Annotated in this window: 19 protein-coding genes; 14 read left to right on the top strand and 5 right to left on the bottom strand. The window is 52.5% G+C overall.

Annotated features, from left to right (window positions below):
- Positions 1-162: 162 nt before the first annotated feature.
- On the bottom strand, positions 163-948 hold the full coding sequence (gene ybfF, locus J5224_RS04035) for an esterase (protein ID WP_264624133.1): 786 nt from the start codon (positions 946-948) through the stop codon (positions 163-165).
- A 345-nt stretch (positions 949-1,293) separates the two neighbouring features.
- Between ybfF and seqA the strand changes: the two genes are divergently transcribed.
- Together seqA and pgm are read left to right on the top strand one after the other, a co-directional pair.
- Entirely contained in the window at positions 1,294-1,827 is a 534-nt protein-coding gene (gene seqA, locus J5224_RS04030) for a replication initiation negative regulator SeqA (protein WP_264624132.1), read from the top strand.
- A 39-nt stretch (positions 1,828-1,866) separates the two neighbouring features.
- Positions 1,867-3,510 carry a phosphoglucomutase (alpha-D-glucose-1,6-bisphosphate-dependent) gene (gene pgm, locus J5224_RS04025; protein ID WP_264624131.1) on the top strand — a complete coding sequence of 548 codons (1,644 nt, stop codon included), beginning with the start codon at positions 1,867-1,869 and terminating at the stop codon, positions 3,508-3,510.
- 159 nt (positions 3,511-3,669) lie between these two features.
- Here the strand turns inward: pgm and J5224_RS04020 are convergent, their stop codons facing one another.
- From J5224_RS04020 to kdpE, 3 genes are all read right to left on the bottom strand, one after another.
- Complete coding sequence (locus tag J5224_RS04020) at positions 3,670-4,284, bottom strand: response regulator transcription factor (protein WP_264624130.1); 615 nt, start codon at positions 4,282-4,284, stop codon at positions 3,670-3,672.
- 1,237 nt (positions 4,285-5,521) lie between these two features.
- On the bottom strand, positions 5,522-5,950 hold the full coding sequence (locus J5224_RS04015) for an EamA family transporter (RefSeq protein ID WP_264624129.1): 429 nt from the start codon (positions 5,948-5,950) through the stop codon (positions 5,522-5,524).
- A gap of 112 nt (positions 5,951-6,062) precedes the next feature.
- Positions 6,063-6,746, bottom strand: coding sequence for a two-component system response regulator KdpE (kdpE, locus tag J5224_RS04010; protein WP_264624216.1), 684 nt, complete (start codon positions 6,744-6,746; stop codon positions 6,063-6,065).
- Positions 6,747-7,125: 379 nt separating this feature from the next.
- Here kdpE and J5224_RS04005 point away from each other — a divergent pair, with 379 nt between their 5' ends.
- From J5224_RS04005 to nei, 9 genes are all read left to right on the top strand, one after another.
- Positions 7,126-7,332 carry a YbfA family protein gene (locus J5224_RS04005; RefSeq protein ID WP_264624128.1) on the top strand — a complete coding sequence of 69 codons (207 nt, stop codon included), beginning with the start codon at positions 7,126-7,128 and terminating at the stop codon, positions 7,330-7,332.
- A 205-nt stretch (positions 7,333-7,537) separates the two neighbouring features.
- Positions 7,538-8,494 carry a DUF523 and DUF1722 domain-containing protein gene (locus tag J5224_RS04000; protein WP_319802417.1) on the top strand — a complete coding sequence of 319 codons (957 nt, stop codon included), beginning with the start codon at positions 7,538-7,540 and terminating at the stop codon, positions 8,492-8,494.
- A 22-nt stretch (positions 8,495-8,516) separates the two neighbouring features.
- Positions 8,517-9,971, top strand: coding sequence for a deoxyribodipyrimidine photo-lyase (gene phrB, locus J5224_RS03995; protein WP_264624215.1), 1,455 nt, complete (start codon positions 8,517-8,519; stop codon positions 9,969-9,971).
- Between the two features lie 8 nt (positions 9,972-9,979).
- A complete protein-coding gene (locus J5224_RS03990; protein ID WP_264624126.1) occupies positions 9,980-10,723 on the top strand; it encodes a type 2 GTP cyclohydrolase I in 744 nt (247 codons plus the stop codon).
- A gap of 167 nt (positions 10,724-10,890) precedes the next feature.
- On the top strand, positions 10,891-11,547 hold the full coding sequence (gene pxpB / locus J5224_RS03985) for a 5-oxoprolinase subunit PxpB (protein WP_264624125.1): 657 nt from the start codon (positions 10,891-10,893) through the stop codon (positions 11,545-11,547).
- Positions 11,541-12,473 (top strand): 5-oxoprolinase subunit PxpC, encoded by a 933-nt coding sequence (pxpC, locus tag J5224_RS03980; protein ID WP_264624124.1) that lies wholly within the window; start codon positions 11,541-11,543, stop codon positions 12,471-12,473. Before pxpB ends, pxpC begins: the two co-directional genes overlap by 7 nt.
- Entirely contained in the window at positions 12,463-13,200 is a 738-nt protein-coding gene (gene pxpA / locus J5224_RS03975; protein ID WP_264624123.1) for a 5-oxoprolinase subunit PxpA, read from the top strand. The genes pxpC and pxpA overlap by 11 nt, the downstream gene beginning before the upstream one ends.
- 35 nt (positions 13,201-13,235) lie before the next feature.
- A complete protein-coding gene (pcp, locus tag J5224_RS03970) occupies positions 13,236-13,883 on the top strand; it encodes a pyroglutamyl-peptidase I (protein ID WP_264624122.1) in 648 nt (215 codons plus the stop codon).
- A 38-nt stretch (positions 13,884-13,921) separates the two neighbouring features.
- Entirely contained in the window at positions 13,922-14,713 is a 792-nt protein-coding gene (nei, locus tag J5224_RS03965) for an endonuclease VIII (protein WP_264624121.1), read from the top strand.
- A gap of 57 nt (positions 14,714-14,770) precedes the next feature.
- Here nei and J5224_RS03960 read toward each other — a convergent pair whose 3' ends face one another.
- Positions 14,771-16,057 (bottom strand): citrate synthase, encoded by a 1,287-nt coding sequence (locus J5224_RS03960; RefSeq protein ID WP_264624120.1) that lies wholly within the window; start codon positions 16,055-16,057, stop codon positions 14,771-14,773.
- Positions 16,058-16,708: 651 nt separating this feature from the next.
- Here J5224_RS03960 and sdhC point away from each other — a divergent pair.
- Genes sdhC through sdhA form a run of 3 tightly spaced genes read left to right on the top strand, consistent with a single transcriptional unit; the run spans position 16,709 to position 19,205 of the window.
- On the top strand, positions 16,709-17,098 hold the full coding sequence (gene sdhC / locus J5224_RS03955; protein WP_264624119.1) for a succinate dehydrogenase cytochrome b556 subunit: 390 nt from the start codon (positions 16,709-16,711) through the stop codon (positions 17,096-17,098).
- Positions 17,092-17,439 (top strand): succinate dehydrogenase membrane anchor subunit, encoded by a 348-nt coding sequence (gene sdhD / locus J5224_RS03950; RefSeq protein WP_264624118.1) that lies wholly within the window; start codon positions 17,092-17,094, stop codon positions 17,437-17,439. Before sdhC ends, sdhD begins: the two co-directional genes overlap by 7 nt.
- Positions 17,439-19,205 carry a succinate dehydrogenase flavoprotein subunit gene (gene sdhA / locus J5224_RS03945; protein WP_264624117.1) on the top strand — a complete coding sequence of 589 codons (1,767 nt, stop codon included), beginning with the start codon at positions 17,439-17,441 and terminating at the stop codon, positions 19,203-19,205. The genes sdhD and sdhA overlap by 1 nt, the downstream gene beginning before the upstream one ends.
- The last annotated feature ends 12 nt before the right edge of the window (positions 19,206-19,217 follow it).

Genomic DNA, 19,217 nt, shown 5'->3' with positions numbered 1-19,217 from the left:
TGCAAGGAAGTCTGACCAAAATGCACGCATCGGTTAAGCGTGACATTTTGATGATGTGGTTACGGTGCATAAGGCTGATTCAGCCGTCCCTCTACTGCGGGCGCCATCATACCCCAGCGAGGCTGGCGGCGACAATGGGTAACTGCCGCCAATCGTTACGGATTATGCGGGGGGCTCTTCAAGAAAACGGTGAATGGCGCGCAGAACCGCATCGGGTTTTTCTGCATGAACCCAGTGGCCGCTGCCTGCAATCACGTGTGCCTTAGCATTGGGAAACTGCTGTAAAAGCGTTTCCCGATAGCGGTCGTCCAGATAAGGGGATAATGCACCGCGAATGAACAGGATGGGCTTGCGCCAGGCGGGTACGGTTTCCCAGCCGACGATGTGTTCATACTGCTCCCACAGCACCGGGACATTAAAGCGCCACTCCCCCTGCGCAAAGGATTTCAGTAGAAATTGTACCACGCCCTCTTCCTTTAGGTGATGACGCATGATGGCAGCGGCGTCGGTACGCGTGGTGACGCCTGCCGCACTAACCGCACGCAGTGCTGCAAAAACGTCATCGTGGCGACGCAGTTGGTAATCCACCGGCGCAATATCAATGGTGACGATTTTCTCAATGCGGTCAGGGATCTGTGCGCTTAACGCCATGGCGGTTTTTCCCCCCATGGAGTGTCCGATGATAATGGCGTTATCGATGGTTAATGCATCCAGTAATGCTTTCACATCGCCAGCCATGGCCGGGTAGTTCATTTCCGGCGTACGCGGTGATAATCCGTGGTTGCGTAAATCGATCTGAATGACATCGTGCTGCTTTTGCAGGTCACGCGCCAGAATACCCAGGTTATCCAGGTTACCAAACAGACCGTGAATCAATACGATAGGCAGCGCATGCGTGGGGTGTTGCGCATTTTGCAGGCGATAATTCAATTTCATGGTGAAGTTCATTCAGAGACACAGGTGCTTAGGGTATCATGACTGCTGTCGATGATGTTGCCCTGTGGAAAATGAAGACTATACCCGTCATACTTCAAGTTGCTGGTGCGTTGGCTGCACTCATTCACCCGAATCACTTACCTGAGTAAGCTCATCGGGATTCATTCGATTGCCGCCTTCCCGCAACTCGAATTATTTAGGGTATATGCTTTGCAGGTTACAGGTAATGGGGCGAGGGAGCAGATGGGGGATCGTCTGACTTTCGATATTGTTTGTGTTATGCCGCTGTTCGGTGGTATTGATTCGCCTATATACTTCTTGCCGATTAATTAGAGTAAAAAACAGTACTGGATAAAGATGAAAACTATTGAGGTCGACGAAGAGCTGTATCGTTATATTGCCAGCCACACGCAGCACATTGGTGAAAGCGCCTCGGATATTCTGCGTCGCATGTTGAATTTCCGGGCAGGACAGGTTGTTGCCGCTTCTGAAACAACCACAACGAAAGCGCAGGCGCCAGTTAGCGTCGCCACAAAACCGCGTGATGGTGTAAGGGCGGTGCGTGAACTGTTGTTGTCCGATGAATACGCCGCGCAAAGTAAAGCCATCAATCGCTTTATGCTGGTGCTCTCCACCTTATATTGCCTCGAACCGAACGCCTTTTCTGCGGCAACCGAGCAGCTTCATGGCCGCACGCGCGTTTATTTTGCTGGCGACGAACACACACTGCTTCAGCATGGCGTCCATACCAAACCCAAGCATATTCAGGGCACGCCTTACTGGGTCATCACCAATACCAATACGGATCGCAAACGCAGCATGGTTGAACAAATCATGCAATCGATGCAGTTCCCCTCGGAACTTGTCGAAAAAGTGTGCGGTACTATTTAGCAAACAGCGTCTTAACGAATAGCGTCAGGGAGAACGCCAATGGCTAATCACCCCAGAGCCGGACAACCCACCCGGCAAAGTGATTTGATTAATGTGGCGCAATTAACGTCACAGTATTATGTATTACGCCCCGATGTGGATAATGCCGCACATGCCGTGAAGTTCGGCACATCAGGCCACCGCGGCAGCGCGGCGCGCCACAGTTTTAATGAGGCGCATATTTTGGCTATCGCTCAGGCGATTGCTGAAGAGCGCCAAAAGCAAGGGATCACCGGCCCCTGTTTTGTCGGTAAAGACACCCATGCGCTGTCGGAACCGGCCTTTATCTCGGTGCTGGAAGTGCTGGCAGCGAACGGTGTTGAAGTGGTGGTGCAGCAGGACAACGGCTTTACACCGACGCCTGCTATTTCCAATGCCATTCTGGTGCATAACCGCAAAGGCCATGCGCAGGCCGATGGGATTGTAATTACGCCGTCTCACAATCCGCCGGAAGATGGCGGTATCAAATATAATCCGCCTAACGGCGGGCCTGCTGATACCAACGTCACCAGCGTTATTGAAAAACGTGCCAACGCCCTGTTAGCCGATGGCTTAAAAGCAGTGAAACGCCTGACGCTGGATAAAGCCTGGCAGAGTGGTCATGTGCACGAGCAAGACCTGGTGCAACCTTATGTCGAGGGATTGCGTGAGGTCGTGGATATCCCTGCCATTCAGAAAGCAGGGTTGACTCTGGGTGTCGATCCGTTGGGCGGTTCGGGCATTGCCTACTGGCAGCGCATCGCAGAGCACTACCAGTTGAATTTACGCTTAGTCAACGATGCGGTCGATCAGACGTTCCGCTTTATGACCTTGGATCATGACGGCGTTATTCGTATGGACTGTTCTTCAGAGTCAGCGATGGCGGGATTACTGGCGCTGCGTGATAAATTCGATCTGGCTTTCGCCAACGATCCGGATTATGACCGCCACGGCATTGTGACGCCCGCCGGCCTGATGAACCCGAATCACTACCTTGCGGTTGCTATCGACTACCTGTTCCGTCATCGTCCGCAGTGGGGACACTCTGTTGCTGTCGGCAAAACGTTGGTTTCCAGCGCCATGATTGACCGTGTGGTGGCCGATCTAGGACGTAAACTGGTGGAAGTACCGGTAGGGTTCAAATGGTTTGTTGATGGTTTATTCGATGGCAGCTTCGGTTTTGGTGGTGAAGAGAGCGCAGGGGCATCCTTCTTGCGCTTCGATGGCACGCCATGGTCAACGGATAAAGATGGCATCATCATGTGCCTGTTGGCGGCTGAGATCACTGCGGTAACTGGTAAAAATCCGCAGCAACATTATGATGCGCTGGCGGCCCGTTTTGGTGCGCCGAGCTACAACCGTATTCAAGCCTCTGCAACGCACGCGCAAAAAGCGGCACTGTCGCGGTTATCACCGGAACAAGTTGCCGCCAGTACGTTGGCTGGCGATCCGATCACGGCACGTTTGACGGCTGCACCGGGTAATGGTGCCTCTATTGGCGGGTTGAAAGTGATGACGGATAACGGCTGGTTTGCGGCGCGTCCGTCGGGCACGGAAGAAGCCTACAAGATTTACTGCGAAAGTTTCCTGGGCGCGGAGCATCGCGCGCGGATTGAGAAAGAAGCGGTAGATATTGTCAGCGCTGTGCTGGCAAATGCCAAATAAGCGCTCCATCAGTTCGCCGTCTTTAGGGGGCCGCTGAGGAAGAGAAACAAAGGACGCACTGTGCGTCCTTTGTTATTTAATCTTGATCTGTTTTTACGAGTACTGTTGTCAGATAGGTGGCGGATGCTATCGCCATGCCAGTGGGTTTTGCTGCGTTGTTCACCGTTTCACCCTTTCTTTTTTCTGCTTGAAATAACAGGAAAGGTTCTCGGCGGCGATACTGTGTAACCACTCGTGAAGATCTGCATGGTTTTTCAGCATTAGCTTTTGCATCGCGTGATTACGGTATGCGCTGATAGCTTTAATGGATATTCCTGATAATTCACTGATTTTACTGTTACTTAACCCCTGTTTGTAGCCCCATAATACCTCCCGCTCGCGTGGACTGAGGCACTGCACGATATTATATCGCTGTACGTGGGATGGAATCCCAGACGATGAAGGGTCGGCAACGAAGGTATTTAGCAACGTGGACAGCGTTTCTGGTGGATCGCTTAGCGCCAATTGTCCGTCTTCGTAACCACAGCAGAGCGTGTTTTTCTGCTTTACCAGCAAGAAAAGTAAGGTAGCACGTCGTTTGCGGCGAAATTGACGCCACCAGCGCGGTGTATGCTCTGTCGCTGTAGTGAAAATAATATCCGCTTGTTCAAGCTGCTCAGCGCTGTGTTGAATATTGACCTCAAGTTTTTGGGTATGGAACCATTGATGGATGAGGTGTCCAAGGCCGACAGTAAAATAGCGATCAAAATGAAGGAGCACAACAGTTCTTTCCATCGTCTAGTACCTATTTAACCGGTTGTTCCCGAAAAAATGTCTGCATGGGCAAATGCACCTGGATGCTATGTAGGGTGAATACATCCATCGATGCTGAGTTAATAAATGATTGATGTGAAAACTTTATTGTGATTATTTTATTATCTGGTTTTATGGATATCTATGTTTACAGATTAATCTTCCTCTTGGCCTACAATGATTCGTCTTAATATTTAATAGCATGGTTTTCTCCAATGTCCATTTTTTTTGTTTAGTCGTTGTGTAAATGTTATCTTTTGAAATCTCACTCATTGTAATCGTGCGATATCCGTAGCAAAACATTTGAATAGTAATCATTTTCTTAAAATGAAAACAGCTTTGGGATTTATATTTTTTCAATCTTGAGACTTTTTCTAAAGAGATAAAAGTGAAAGATATTCATTGAGATTTTCAATGGTAATCGTTTGCTTAGTCGGTTGGTCATCAGTTTTATCTCGTGCTGCGACTAATAATAAGGACATTTTTTATTGGTTTGCCTTTCGTTTATCGTTTGTTGGATATTATCATTACGTATACCTGTAACCATTAACGGTGAAACCGACGCTCTCAGTATTGAGGCTATTTTTCGTTGCAGATGTTCAGTACAGGGCGCAGTACTCGTGCTACGGCAGCCCGGTTGAGGCCCGCCCCCTTAAATTAGGTTAATCGCAGGAAAAAGTGACAACAACGATATCTTAACTCATTCGAGTTGCAGGAAGACGGCAAATGAAGACATCCGATGAGCCTGCTTAGGTAAGTGATTCGGGTAAGTGAATACAGTTAACGCACCTGTAGCTTGAAGTAGGAATGATATAAGTTTATGGTGCGTTAACCTGTTATACCGCAGCGTTCTTTTTAATTATTATCTCATGGGATAGCGATATGGACAGAAAAGATATTTTTCTTCAATATAAATCATGTGCGGCGCGTTCATTGAAAAAGAACAATGCTAAGAAAGCGAGTGATTCTGTTTATTTAATGATGACACATATTTATAAGGAGAGAATGAATAACTTGAGAAATAAATACGATCTGTATTTTTATTTCACAGGCAGGGATAAGCAGCACTCTCAATTCATATTTTATTCAATCTGTCGCTTGCATGAAAAGAGAAAGAACCTCGGTTGTCATACGATGCGATTTTCTTAATCTAAACCTGTTGCTAACGGTCAGTTGTTTCTTCTTTTTATAAACCCTCGGCCTAAGCCGAGGGCCACCTTCAACCTAATGCAACCAGCAGTGCGCCAACGGATATCATGGCTACGCCAACGCCGCCTAATAGCGATATTTTCTCGCCAAGGAGCACTGCTGCCAAAATAACGGCAAACACAACGCTGAGTTTATCAATTGGGGCAACCTGAGCCACATTACCATTTTTCAATGCCAGAAAATAAAATAGCCAGGAAAGCGCTCCTGCTACCCCGCTTAACAGAATAAATGTCAGTGCTTTTTTATTGGCAAGCACTTCACCGATCAGGGTTGTTTTTCCTTGCACCACCACAACCCCCACCAAAAACAGCGCCATCACCACGGCACGAACCGCAGTTGCCGTGTTGGCGTCAAGATTTTGCAATCCCACTTTACCAAACAAAGCCACGGCGGCGGCACACAGGGCGGAGAGTAATGCATAAAGTAACCAGCTACTCATGATGAGCCTCAGCATTAAAAATCGGGATGGAGATCAACAGAATGAGCGTGGGATGTTACGCCTGCTCAGGGGGGATAACCAGTGTTATCCGCTGTTAATTCAGTACGGTAGCTCAAGGCATAAAACGGTAACCTACGGCGGTTTCGGTGATGAAGTGACGAGGACGAGTGGGGTCGCTTTCCAGTTTTTGTCGCAAGTGCCCCATATAGATGCGCAGATAATGGCTGCTTTCCACTGCGTTGGGCCCCCAAACGTGTACCAGAAGTTGGCGCTGAGTCAGAACTTTGCCCGCATTCGCCAGCAGCAGCGCCAACAGTTTGAATTCCGTCGGTGTCAGATGCAGTGTTTCGCCGTCTCGGCTGACCAAACGCTGGCTGAGATCAACGGTAACGCTGCCGAATGTCACCACTGGGCTTTCCATTGCATTGGCGCTGTGGCGGCGCAACGCAACGCGTACGCGGGCCAGTAACTCGCCAATCCCGAACGGCTTGGCGAGATAATCGTCAGCACCTGCATCCAACGCGTCGATTTTATCCCGTTCATCACTGCGCGCGGACAGCACAATAATCGGCACGCTGCTCCACTGGCGAACGTCGCGGAGGTAAAGGGTGCCATCACCATCAGGCAATCCGAGGTCGAGAATCACCAGATCGGGCTTACGGGTAGCGGTTTCCAGCAGACCACGTTGCAAGGTCTGTGCATCAAAAACGCGCAGCCCTTCGCTTTCCAGCGCGCTGCGTACAAAGCGCTGGATCTCTTTTTCATCTTCGATGATCAAAACGCTGGCGGATAGCAGGGCATCTACTCCTTCTGTCTCGTTGCTGCTGGCGCTAAGCCGTTTGCACGACGTTAAGTGATACGTGATGACGCTATCATATCTTTCTGCGCGTTAGCGACAAAAGCCTTTCGGATGATAGAAAGAGGGCAGGGCAGCAGGCGTGGATTAAAAGCCAATAAACGCAACATTGATTTATACATCAAATGTAATTCATTAACCATTTTGTAACCCAATAACAGAATGTTCGGGAAAAATGACGAAAACACGATCTTTTTCTGGTCCGATGAGTAGTAAAGTTTCAGCAAAAGCGGTACTATTTTGAGCAGTTATTCATCGTTATGTTGATTTTGTGAGCAAGGTCGTTGCAGTGACTGCTCACTGATGAAGGAGGATCGCTATGTCGATTTATACTGCTTATCCCTTGTATCGCGTTCTCCTGCGTCGCGTTGCTGTTGTTGCTTTCGGTTCACTGGCGTTGCCTGTGATGCTGTTTCGTAGCGATCGCGCCCGCTTTTACAGCTATTTGCACCGTGTTTGGTTGAAAACCAGCGATCAGCCGGTCTGGATGGCGCAATCTGAAGCGGCAGCCGGTGATTTTTTCTAAGCGGCACTGCGTTTAAGTAAAAAATCTTATTGTGCGCTACTGGCCTCAAAATCCCCTCGGACAGTAGCTCTATCTTTTTATTCCCCTTGCTTTTCCCCCTGATACGCCTTGGTTTTTGTTTTCGCTCGATCTTCGTCGTTGTGCTCCGTAACCGCTTGAAATCCGCTATGCTGAGGGAATGTTGACGAACGGGAGAGCGTTTATGATGTCAGCTCCTATTCCTGTTGGAATAAGTGCATGTTTACTCGGTGCGACAGTGCGGTTTGACGGGGGGCATAAGCGCTTTGATTTTGCTGCTGATCAATTAGCCCCATATTGCCATTTTCAGCCCGTATGCCCCGAAATGGCGGTTGGATTACCGGTGCCGCGCCCCGCGTTGCGACTGGTCAACGCGGGTCAGCAAGGTGTTAGGCTCTGTGCCAGCAACGGTTCTGGCCTCGATGTTACCGATGAGATGCTCGCGTTTTCCGAGCAAAAAATAGCCGCGTTAAGCGAGCTGTGTGGTTTTATCCTGTGTGCCAAATCCCCCAGTTGCGGAATGGAACGCGTAAAGGTGTATGACAGTCAGGGGAAAAATGCCCGAAAAAGTGGAGAAGGGCTGTTTGCGCAGGCGTTGAAACGGCACATGCCGTGGTTGCCGTTAGAGGAGAATGGCCGCTTGAGCGATCCGGTGCTGCGAGAAAACTTTATTGCCCGGGTGTATGCCTTGCATGAATTGCAGCAGCTCTGGCAGCAGGGGCTTTCGCGTGGTGCACTGATGGCGTTCCATAGTCGCTACAAGCTGTTGTTACTGGCGCACTCACAGCCTGAATATCGAGAGTTGGGGCCTTTTGTTGCAGGCATGGCGCAATGGCCATCTCTGGAAGCTTTTGCTACGGAATACCGGTTGCGTTTTATGCGCTTGTTATCGCACCCGGCATCGCGTCGTAATCATACGAATGTATTGATGCACGTTCAGGGTTATTTTCGTCCCCACCTTACCTCTCAGCAGCGTCAGGAGTTGGCCAATCTCATCGATCGCTATCGGCAAGGTATGCAACCGCTACTGGCACCGATGACGCTATTGCGTCATTACATGACCGAATACCCTGATGATTACCTGGCGCAGCAGCGTTACTTTGACCCCTATCCCGAAGCGTTGCGTTTACGCTATGGACATTAATGTTTTTCAGTAAGGAGCAATGATGACCACGCATCTGGTCTGGTTTCGCCATGATTTACGGATCACCGATCACTCCGCGCTGCATGCGGCCTGTCAGAACGCCGATGCGAAGGTCATTGCGCTCTATATTGCTACGCCAGGCCAATGGCAGGCGCACGGCATGGCACCGCGACAGGCGACGTTTCTGCTACGCAATCTCCAGGCATTACAGCAGTCGTTGGCAACTAAAGGCATTCCCCTGTTTTATCAGCAGTGTGACGACTTCTCTCAGGCAGTTAATGCGGTTGACGCGTTTTGCAAAAAGCAGCATGTTTCGCACCTGTTTTATCATTACCAGTACGAAATCAATGAACGTGAGCGGGATCGCGCGCTGGAAGCCAAATTGCACGGTCAGGTGGTGTGTCAGGGGTTTGATGACAGCGTACTGTTAGCGCCAGGCAGTCTGGTGACGGGAAAACAGGAGATGTACAAAGTCTTTACGCCGTTTCGCAAAGCGTTTATACAGCGTTTGCTGGAGAGGGCGCTGACCTGTTTCCCTGCGCCGAAAACGCGCGCCAATGGAGAGGTAGGGACATTGGCTGCGTTGGCCCCCTTCGATTACCCTCAGCAGGCGGTTGATGAGGCGCTGTTTCCGGCAGGCGAACAGGCTGCGTTGGTACGATTACGCCAGTTTTGCCAATCCACAGTGGCGGATTATGACCAACAGCGTGATTTTCCCGCACAGCAAGGCACCAGCCAGCTTTCGCCTTATCTGGCATTGGGCGTCCTCTCCCCGCGTCAGTGCCTTAATCGCTTACGTGCAGAGCATCCCACTCTGCTCGAGCAGTCTGACGGTGGGGCATTTACCTGGTTGAGCGAGTTGGTGTGGCGTGAGTTTTATCGCCATCTGCTGGTGGCCTGGCCGCGTTTGTGTAAACACCACCCGTTTGTGGCGTGGACGCAGCAGGTGCAATGGCGACAAGATGAAAAAGCGCTGGCAGCCTGGCAGCAGGGTAAAACCGGTTTTCCGATTGTCGATGCCGCGATGCGTCAACTGAACGCTACCGGCTGGATGCACAATCGTCTACGCATGATCTGCGCCAGCTTTCTGGTAAAAGATTTGCTTATCGACTGGCGGGCAGGGGAGCGGTATTTTATGACTCAGTTGCTGGACGGTGATTTGGCCGCGAACAATGGTGGGTGGCAGTGGGCGGCCTCTACCGGTACGGACGCCGCACCCTATTTTCGCATTTTTAACCCCACCACGCAGGGGGAGCGTTTCGATCCACAAGGGACGTTTATCCGCCGTTGGGTGCCCGAACTGGCCGACGTGCCAGAGCGTGATATTCACCAGCCGCATCGCTGGGCACAGCGGGAAGGGCGTAGGTTGGATTATCCGATGCCGATGGTCGATCATAAGCAAGCCAGACAAATGACGTTGGAGGCCTTTGAAGCCGCGAAAGCGTCGCAGGAAAAAAGCCAGAATCAGGCATATTAAGGAGCGTTATGCGCAACAGCGAATTGGAAACAGTGATCAATCAGCAACTGAATGTGACCGCATTTCAGGATTATGCGCCTAACGGGTTGCAGGTTGAAGGGCGTGAAAACGTGCAACGGATCATCACCGGAGTAACCGCCTCGCAGGCACTGCTGGATGTGGCCGTTGCTCAACGGGCCGATGCCGTGCTGGTACACCACGGCTATTTTTGGAAAAACGAGTCTCCGGTGATCTCCGGCATGAAGCGGCGCCGCTTGAAAACCTTGCTGGCGAACGATATCAACCTGTATGGCTATCATTTGCCGTTGGACGCGCACCCCGAGCTAGGCAATAACGCGTGCCTGGCGGCGCTGCTAGATATCACCGTGCTGGGTGAGATTGAGCAATTGCTGCCTTATGGCGAACTGTCACAGCCTGTGAGTGGTGAGGCGTTACGTGAGCGCCTGGAGACGCGATTGGGGCGTTCCGTGCTGCATTGTGGGGATAATGCACCGTCGCAGATAACACGGTTGGCCTGGTGCTCCGGCGGTGGCCAAGGCTTTATTGAGCAAGCGGCGCGTTTTGGTGTGCAGGCGTTCATCACCGGGGAAGTCTCGGAACAAACGATTCATGTCGCTCGTGAGATGGGGCTGCATTTCTATGCGGCAGGCCATCACGCGACAGAGCGTGGCGGTATCAAGGCGCTGGGGGAGTGGTTGGCACAGCATCATGGGCTTGATGTGACCTTTATTGATATCCCCAATCCCGCCTAGTGTTAATCAACCCACTGTTTTTTAAAAATAATATAAAAATTTTAGTGGAAAAAAGTGGCATCTTTATTGCTTGTCTATTAAGAAACCTTATCGCCAGAGCGTGTCGGGCGAGGGGCGTATCAAGGCGGCATGGCATAGCAATGCCCTACCGCGATGGGGAGAAGAGCGTGCAACGAGCGCGGTGCTACTTATTGGGCGAGCGGGCCGTGGTGCTGGAATTGGAGCCGCCGCTGTCACTGCAAAGCCAACAGCGTATCTGGGGGCTGGCTGAACGTCTTCAACAGCATGAAGCGGTTGAGGCGGCGATCCCTGGAATGAATAACCTGACTGTGGTGTTAACCCACCCGCAGCAGGCGGCACGCGATGCTATCGAACGTTTGCAGCGCTGGTGGGAGGAGAGTGAATCGGTAACGCTTGAAGCGAGGGATATCGCCATCCCTGTGGTGTACGGCGGTGATGCTGGCCCGGATTTGTTGCAGGTGGCGGATCATTGCCAACTTTCTCCTCGCCAGGTGGTAGAGGCGCATGCAGCAGCGCATTACGTGGTGTACTTTCTGGGGTTTCAGCCGGGATTTCCTTATCTGGCGGGGTTGCCAGAGCAGCTGCATACGCCACGGCGCGCAGAGCCGCGCCTGAGTGTGCCTGCTGGCAGTGTCGGCATTGGTGGTCGGCAAACCGGCATTTACCCGCTGGCAACCCCCGGCGGGTGGCAGTTGATTGGCCGAACGTCGGCGGCGCTGTTCGATCCGAGCGCGGAGCCACCCACGTTGCTGCGTCCCGGTGACAATGTGCGCTTTGTACCGCAACCGGAGGGAGTATGCTAAAGGTCATTCATGCCGGGCTGCATACGTCGGTGCAGGATGCGGGGCGTCATCATCTGCGTCATCTGGGCATCAGCCAGTCTGGTGCGCTGGATACGCCGGCGTTAAACATTGCCAATTTGTTGGTGGGCAACGCGATGTCTGAGGCCGGGCTGGAAATTACGCTCGGAAAATTCGCCGCGACCTTTACCTCATCGTGTTGGATTGCGTTGACCGGCGCTGATAGTCACGCTGATCTTGACGGAAAACCGGTCTGGACCGGGTGGCGCTTTCACGTGAAAGCAGGCCAAACGCTCAGGCTACGCATGCCGCGACGGGGCATGCGTAGCTATTTGGCTATTTCTGGTGGTCTGGGGCTGCCAGAGGTGCTCGGGTCACTCAGTACCGATTTGAAAGCTGGGTTTGGGGGCTATCTTGGTCGCCCGCTTCAGGATGGCGATGCGATTCCACTGAAAAAGGCCGCCTACCGCAAGCCGCACAAGCCTGTGGGCATCAAGCAGATTCTGTTCAGCAATCGGGTGCGGGTACTCCCCGGGCCGGAATATCATGAATTCAGTGAAGAGGCGCGCGACACCTTCTGGCGAACGGGGTGGCAATTAAGTCCGCAGAGTAACCGTATGGGATATCGGTTACAGGGACCTGCATTGACACGCATAACGCCGCGAGAGCTGTTTTCTCACGGCGTACTGCCGGGCGTGATTCAGGTGCCGCACGGTGGTCAACCGATCTTGTTGCTGGCAGATGCGCAGACCACCGGGGGCTACCCTCGCATTGCCTGTGTGATTGACGCGGATTTATTCCATCTGGCGCAGATTCGGCTCGGTGAACCGATACATTTCATTCCCTGCACGCTGGACGACGCTTTACGTGCGTCAGAGGCGCAGCGGCGTTATCTGGAACAACTGGCGTGGAGGCTCAATGATTATTGATTTAAATGCTGACCTGGGCGAAGGCGGCAGCAATGATGAAGCGCTATTGCAGTTAGTCACGTCTGCCAATATTGCCTGTGGGTTCCATGCGGGGGATGCTCAAACCATGCGCCAGTCGGTGCGTTGGGGGATGCGCTACGGCGTGGCGCTGGGTGCCCATCCCAGCTTTCTGGATCGGGAAAACTTTGGCCGCAAAGCAATGTCGGTATCCGCAGACACCGTCTTCGCACAGGTGGTGTATCAACTGGGGGCGCTCAGTGCGATTGTGGCGGTTGAAGGCGGCAGGCTGACGCATGTCAAACCGCACGGCATGCTGTATAACCAAGCTGCACGCGACCCCATGCTGGCCGATGCCATTGCACGTGCGGTCAAATCGGTGAATCCGACGTTGCGGTTGGTCGGGCTCGCGGGAAGTGAACTGATTCACGCGGGACAGCGTCTGGGCTTGGCTACACGGCAGGAGGTGTTTGCCGATCGCGGTTACCTGCCGGACGGCACGCTGGTGCCGCGCGACCAACCTGCTGCATTGATCAAAAGCGATGAGCTGGCACTGGCGCAAACGCTGGAGATGATTAAGCGGCGAAGGGTGCGGGCTAGTGATGGCACCTGGGTTGATGTAGAGGCTGATACGGTTTGTCTGCACGGCGATGGCGATCATGCACTGCTGTTTGCGCGCAAATTGCGTCAGTGTTTCAATGAACACCAGATTCAAGTCAGGGCGGCGTAATGACGCCGCACAAGCAAAATGAGTGAATATCAAGCATGAAAACCGTATTGGTGACGGCGTTTGAACCCTTTGATGGAGAAGCCATTAACCCTTCCTGGGAAGCGGTAAAGGTATTACAAGGGCGTGAGGTTGCCGGCGCGCGGGTGGTGACCTGCCAGTTAGCCTGTGTGTTCGAGCTGGCTTTGCAGCAGCTCGATGCCGCGCTGGCTGAGCATCAGCCCGATTGCACGATTGCTGTTGGTCAAGCAGGAGGCCGCGCCGAGATCACCATCGAACGCGTTGCCATCAATATCAATGATGCGCGTATTCCTGACAATCACGGCCAACAACCGATTGATACTCCCGTGATTGCAGGCGGCCCAGACGCCTATTTTTCCACCTTGCCGATCAAATCGATAGTTAATGCATTACGCACGCAGGGTATTCCCGCCTCGGTGTCCCACACCGCAGGCACCTTTGTGTGCAACCATGTGATGTATGGCTTATTGCACGCGCTGGCACAGCGCCCCGGTGTCGCCAGCGGTGGTTTTGTTCATATCCCCTATGCACCGGAACAGGCAGCGCGCCATCCCGGGGAGCCATCAATGCCGATCGCGATGGTGACTCAGGCGCTTGTTGCCATGATTGCCGTCGCGGTGACCCAGCGACAAGACGCGATTATTTCTGGCGGCACGACGCATTAGCAACTGGGGAAAATTCCGCGACAAGAAAGGAGAGAGGGATGCCTGAGGGGCCAGAGATCCGCCGTGCCGCCGATGCGTTAGCCGCGGCGGTGGTGGGGGAGCCGTTAACCGGGGTTTGGTTTGCGTTTCCTGAATTACAGCCTTATGAAACGGAGCTTACGGGGCAGAGAATTGAAAAGTTGGAAACGCGCGGTAAAGCGCTGCTCACCTACTTTTCGAATGGCCGGGTGCTTTATACCCATAACCAGCTTTATGGCCTGTGGCGCATCGTTGACGCGGGCGTAATGCCCGATACTAAACGCGATTTGCGCGTTCGTCTGGAAACGCAACACCGTGCAATTCTGCTGTATAGCGCCTCGGATATTGTCATGCTCACGCCGGATGCGCTAGCCACCCACCCGTTCTTGCAGCGCATTGGCCCTGATGTGCTTGATAGCGCTGTCACCCCAGAACAGGTGCGAGCCAGAGTGCTGAGTCAGCGATTCTGCCGTCGCCGTTTGAGCGGTTTGTTGCTCGATCAGGCTTTTTTAGCCGGGCTGGGCAACTATTTGCGCGCGGAAATTTTATGGCAAGCCGCACTGTCGCCGCAGCACACGGCGATGACGTTGGATGAGGGGCAACTGACCGCACTGAGCGACATATTATTATCACTGCCGCGCCTTTCCTATCACACGCGAGGAACGGTGGATGACAACCACCATCACGGTGCGTTGTTCCGTTTCAAGGTTTTTGACCGTGAAGGTAAACCGTGCGAGCGCTGCGGGCACCCCATCGTGCGCACCATGCTCTCGTCGCGCCCGTTTTTTTGGTGTCCACATTGCCAACATTGAGACGTAAAAAAGCCGGGAAAACCCGGCTTTTTGATGTGTTTGCCTTACTGATGATGCTTAGCGATGGTTGAGCGAAGAGGTGAAGTCGCGTTTGTCGTAGCCGGTATATAGCTGACGCGGACGCGCGATTTTCAAGCCATCGTCGTGCATTTCGTTCCAGTGGGCAATCCAGCCGACGGTACGTGCCATCGCGAAGATTACAGTAAACATCGAAGACGGAATGCCCATCGCTTTCAGAATGATGCCTGAGTAGAAATCCACGTTCGGGTAGAGTTTCTTCTCAATAAAGTAGGGGTCGTTGAGCGCAATGTGCTCCAGCTCCATGGCCACTTCCAGCAGGTCATCTTTCATGCCCAGCTCTTTAAGCACTTCATGGCAGGTTTCACGCATCACGGTGGCACGCGGGTCATAGTTTTTATACACCCGGTGACCGAAGCCCATCAGACGGAAGGAGTCGTTCTTGTCCTTGGCGCGTCTGACGAATTCAGGAATATGCTCAACTGAGTTGATCTCCTCCAGCATACGCAGACAGGCTTCGTTGGCACCGCCGTGCGCCGGTCCCCACAGAGACGCGATGCCCGCAGCGATACAGGCAAACGGGTTTGCGCCAGAAGAACCTGCGGTACGCACCGTCGAGGTGGACGCGTTCTGTTCATGATCGGCATGCAGAATCAGAATGCGGTCCATAGCGCGTTCCAGCACTGGATTCACCACATACTCTTCACACGGCGTAGCAAACATCATGTGCAGGAAATTACCGGCGTAGGACAAGTCGTTGCGCGGATAAACGAACGGCTGACCGAGAGAATATTTGTAACACATGGCCGCCACGGTCGGCATTTTGGACAGCAGGCGATACGCGGCGATTTCGCGGTGACGCTCAATGCTGATATCCAATGAATCGTGGTAGAACGCCGCCAATGCACCCGTTACGCCGCACAACACCGCCATCGGGTGAGAGTCGCGACGGAAACCGTGGAACAGACGCGTAATCTGTTCGTGGATCATGGTGTGACGGGTTACGGTGGTTTGGAAGGTGTCAAACTGCTCGGCGGTGGGGGCTTCACCGAACAGCAGAATGTAGCAGACTTCCAGATAAGTGGATTTCTCCGCCAATTGGTCGATAGGGAAGCCACGATGCAGCAGTACGCCTTTGTCACCGTCAATGTAGGTGATTTTAGATTCACAAGACGCCGTGGAGGTAAATCCCGGATCGAAGGTAAAAAAGCCTTTGGAACCGAGGCTACGGATATCGATTTCATCTTGCCCAAGCGTGCCGGACAACACATCAAGCTCGATGGGCTCTTTACCATTTAGGGTAAGTATCGCTTTCTTATCAGCCATTTACAGTCTCCTTAGCGCTTTAATTTTAAAAATTTATCACCGAAGAAATACCGTTATGCCTGTACACCTAATGGAGAAACTCGGTCAAACGCCGAAGTCTCATTATTTGCACCTATCAGGGTACAGCATCGGGCAGTGGCAGGGCACACCACCCCATCAAAGGAAAACCGTGTTCTTCTGGTTAGTAACGATTCTCTAAATTCTAGTCTACTCTAGTCATTAACATGACTTTCTACGTGGAATTCGACTTTCCACTGTTACACAAGTCATGTCACTTGGGAAAGCCTATCTTAAATTCTTTAACGGGCGACTTACAGATTACAGCCCTATTTGTAATTTAATTGTTTAATATATGTCAAATGAGTTGGTTAATTTTATATAAAATGTGAAATAAGTGATCTAACTCACTGTTTAGCTGAAATGTCACTAAACAATTTGTGGGCTAATTGTAATAAGATTGTGAAGTACTTATACTCGCGTCAGGTCTCCGGAACCCCCTGAAGTAGGAGCACCCAGCGTGAATAAGTCATGTGCCGTTTAACATGGGATGTTGACGTTAAGGCCAACGTATTACCCGGAAGCATGTGGCTGCATTCTTCGCGCTGTCTGACCTAGTTACAGGTCCGGAGGAACGAAAAATAATAAAGGTGTGTGGGCAAATCCGTGAAAAAACAAAGACCTGTCAATCTGGATCTGCAAACGATCCAGTTTCCCGTAACTGCGATAGCCTCAATTCTTCACCGTGTTTCTGGCGTCATTACCTTTGTGGCCGTCGGCATCCTGCTGTGGCTGCTCGGGCACTCTCTTGCTTCAGAAGAGGGGTTTCTGTACGCCGCGGCCATTCTGGATAGCGTGATTGTTAAATTTATTCTGTGGGGCATCCTCACCGCGCTGGCCTACCACATCGTTGGCGGAGTACGCCATCTGATGATGGACTTTGGCTTTCTGGAAGAAGATCTCGCATCGGGAAATCGTTCCGCAAGGCTCTCTTTTATCATTACTGTCGTGCTTTCACTACTGGCTGGAGTCCTCGTATGGTAAGCAATGCTTCTGCATTAGGACGTAATGGCGTTCACGATTGGCTGCTCATTCGCGCTTCTGCCATTGTTATCGTGCTCTACGTGATTTATCTCGTGGGTTTCATCGCGACAGCGGGGGATATTACCTATCCCGTCTGGCGCGGTTTCTTCGCGATGCCCCTTACCAAAGTGTTCACGCTGCTGACGCTATTCGCCATCCTGGTTCATGCCTGGATAGGGATGTGGCAAGTGCTGACTGACTACATCAAGCCGCTGGCGTTGCGTTTGATATTGCAACTCGCCATCGTGGTGGCTCTGCTGGTGTACGTTATTTATGGAACCGTTGTGGTGTGGGGTGCGTGATGAATTTACCAATTAGGCAATTTGATGCCGTTGTTGTCGGCGCAGGCGGCGCAGGTATGCGCGCTGCGTTACAAATCTCCCAAATGGGGCTTTCCTGTGCGTTGTTGTCCAAGGTGTTTCCGACGCGCTCGCACACTGTGTCTGCTCAAGGCGGTATTACGGTAGCACTGGGCAATACCCATGAGGATAACTGGGAATGGCACATGTACGATACCGTAAAAGGGTCGGACTATATTGGCGATCAGGATGCCATCGAATACATGTGCAAAACCGGCCCGGAAGCCATTCTGGAACTGGAGCACATGGGGCTGCCTTTTTCTCGTCTGGATGATGGCCGTATCTATCAGCGTCCGTTCGGCGGCCAATCGAAGAATTTCGGCGGTGAGCAGGCGGCGCGTACCGCCGCGGCGGCAGACCGCACCGGACACGCCTTGCTGCATACCCTCTATCAACAAAACCTGAAAAACCACACCACCATCTTTTCTGAATGGTATGCGCTGGATCTGGTGAAAAATCAGGATGGTGCAGTGGTTGGTTGTACCGCTATTTGTATCGAAACCGGCGAAGTGGTCTATTTCAAAGCGGGTGCAACGATACTGGCAACCGGTGGTGCAGGCCGCATCTACCAATCCACCACCAACGCCTACATCAATACCGGCGACGGCGTCGGTATGGCGCTGCGTGCAGGCGTGCCGGTGCAGGATATGGAAATGTGGCAGTTCCACCCGACCGGGATTGCGGGCGCGGGCGTGCTGGTGACCGAAGGGTGCCGTGGCGAAGGGGGTTATCTGCTCAACAAGCACGGTGAACGTTTTATGGAGCGCTATGCGCCTAACGCCAAAGATTTGGCGGGGCGTGATGTTGTGGCGCGCTCCATCATGATTGAAATTCGTGAAGGGCGCGGCTGCGATGGCCCGTGGGGACCGCACGCCAAGCTGAAACTCGATCACCTGGGTAAAGATGTGCTGGAATCTCGTCTGCCGGGCATTCTGGAGCTGTCGCGTACCTTTGCGCACGTCGATCCAGTGAAAGAACCGATTCCGGTCATTCCCACCTGCCATTATATGATGGGAGGTATTCCTACCAAGGTGAGTGGTCAGGCGCTGACGGTCAATGAAAAAGGCGAAGATGTGGTGGTGCCTGGGCTGTTTGCCGTCGGTGAAATTGCCTGCGTTTCTGTACACGGCGCTAACCGTTTAGGCGGTAACTCGCTGCTCGATTTGGTGGTATTTGGCCGCTCTGCGGGCATGCATTTACACGAATCATTGCAAGAGCAGGGTGAACTGCGTGATGCCAGCGATAGCGATGTTGAGGCCGCTCTGGAACGCTTGAATCGCTGGAACAATAACCGTACCGGAGAAGATCCGGTGGAAATCCGCAAGGCGTTGCAATCCTGCATGCAGAACAACTTCTCGGTGTTCCGTGAAGGGGATGCAATGGCGAAAGGGTTGGAAGAGCTGAAGGTGATTCGCGAGCGTCTGAAAAACGCGCGCCTCGATGACACCTCTACGGAGTTCAATACCCAGCGCATTGAGTGTCTCGAGTTGGATAACCTGATGGAAACGGCCTATGCCACGGCTGTCTCCGCCAACTACCGCACTGAAAGTCGCGGAGCACATAGCCGCTTCGATTACCCGGATCGCGATGATGAAAACTGGTTGTGTCATTCGTTGTATTTGCCGCAACACGAGAGCATGACGCGCCGTGAGGTGAACATGCAGCCTAAATTACGTCCGGCGTTTCCGCCGAAAATACGTACTTATTAATGTCGCGGAGAT

This window comes from Candidatus Symbiopectobacterium sp. NZEC135 (genome assembly GCF_025962695.1).
The sequence above is the reverse complement of the archived record's forward strand: the minus strand, read 5'-3'. Positions and strand labels throughout refer to the sequence as shown.

Bases quoted from the DNA above. Each gene is read 5' to 3' on its own strand.
- ybfF (WP_264624133.1), bottom strand. From the start codon at position 948: ATGAACTTCACCATGAAATTGAATTATCGCCTGCAAAATGCGCAACAC.
- seqA (WP_264624132.1), top strand. From the start codon at position 1,294: ATGAAAACTATTGAGGTCGACGAAGAGCTGTATCGTTATATTGCCAGC.
- pgm (WP_264624131.1), top strand. From the start codon at position 1,867: ATGGCTAATCACCCCAGAGCCGGACAACCCACCCGGCAAAGTGATTTG.
- J5224_RS04020 (WP_264624130.1), bottom strand. From the start codon at position 4,284: ATGGAAAGAACTGTTGTGCTCCTTCATTTTGATCGCTATTTTACTGTC.
- J5224_RS04015 (WP_264624129.1), bottom strand. From the start codon at position 5,950: ATGAGTAGCTGGTTACTTTATGCATTACTCTCCGCCCTGTGTGCCGCC.
- J5224_RS04005 (WP_264624128.1), top strand. From the start codon at position 7,126: ATGTCGATTTATACTGCTTATCCCTTGTATCGCGTTCTCCTGCGTCGC.
- J5224_RS04000 (WP_319802417.1), top strand. From the start codon at position 7,538: ATGTCAGCTCCTATTCCTGTTGGAATAAGTGCATGTTTACTCGGTGCG.
- phrB (WP_264624215.1), top strand. From the start codon at position 8,517: ATGACCACGCATCTGGTCTGGTTTCGCCATGATTTACGGATCACCGAT.
- J5224_RS03990 (WP_264624126.1), top strand. From the start codon at position 9,980: ATGCGCAACAGCGAATTGGAAACAGTGATCAATCAGCAACTGAATGTG.
- pxpC (WP_264624124.1), top strand. From the start codon at position 11,541: ATGCTAAAGGTCATTCATGCCGGGCTGCATACGTCGGTGCAGGATGCG.
- pxpA (WP_264624123.1), top strand. From the start codon at position 12,463: ATGATTATTGATTTAAATGCTGACCTGGGCGAAGGCGGCAGCAATGAT.
- pcp (WP_264624122.1), top strand. From the start codon at position 13,236: ATGAAAACCGTATTGGTGACGGCGTTTGAACCCTTTGATGGAGAAGCC.
- nei (WP_264624121.1), top strand. From the start codon at position 13,922: ATGCCTGAGGGGCCAGAGATCCGCCGTGCCGCCGATGCGTTAGCCGCG.
- J5224_RS03960 (WP_264624120.1), bottom strand. From the start codon at position 16,057: ATGGCTGATAAGAAAGCGATACTTACCCTAAATGGTAAAGAGCCCATC.
- sdhD (WP_264624118.1), top strand. From the start codon at position 17,092: ATGGTAAGCAATGCTTCTGCATTAGGACGTAATGGCGTTCACGATTGG.
- sdhA (WP_264624117.1), top strand. From the start codon at position 17,439: ATGAATTTACCAATTAGGCAATTTGATGCCGTTGTTGTCGGCGCAGGC.